At 52.0% G+C, this 417-nt stretch carries 1 protein-coding gene and 1 tRNA gene; both read right to left on the bottom strand.

Going from position 1 to position 417, the window contains the following annotated elements:
* Positions 1-9: 9 nt before the first annotated feature.
* Positions 10-85 (bottom strand) — tRNA-Gly (locus FJV41_RS56140).
* A 151-nt stretch (positions 86-236) separates the two neighbouring features.
* Positions 237-417: CDP-alcohol phosphatidyltransferase class-I family protein (locus tag FJV41_RS56135; RefSeq protein ID WP_220138042.1), on the bottom strand; the 181-nt coding region annotated here is incomplete at its 5' end.

Raw genomic sequence — 417 nt, 5'->3', positions numbered from 1 at the left:
TTTTTAAACTGGAGCGGGAAACGAGACTCGAACTCGCGACCCCGACCTTGGCAAGGTCGTGCTCTACCAACTGAGCTATTCCCGCATTATCAAGCTTATTTGCTAATCACTTGATTTTGTTATCGTCTGGCAAGCTGTGTCGCCGTTCGATGCGTTGCATTCTACTTACCTGGCGCAATGAGTCAACGATATTTTTTAAAACCTTGCGCCGTTTGCTGAAAATTACGCCGAAACGATCACTGATCAAGCAAATCGCCGCGCGCCGCGTTCAAATATTGCAGCATCGACCACAGAGTCAGCACCGCCGCAACGAGGAACAGCACGATCCCGGCCCCTTCAACCCACTCATTTGGCCGCCACAGCATCCACACCAGCGCCGTCATCTGCGCCGTCGTTTTGACTTTGCCGATCCAGGAA

Source organism: Myxococcus llanfairpwllgwyngyllgogerychwyrndrobwllllantysiliogogogochensis, from assembly GCF_006636215.1.
GTDB classification, from domain to species: Bacteria; Myxococcota; Myxococcia; order Myxococcales; family Myxococcaceae; genus Myxococcus; species Myxococcus llanfairpwllgwyngyllgogerychwyrndrobwllllantysiliogogogochensis.
This window is presented reverse-complemented; position numbering and strand designations above follow the sequence as displayed.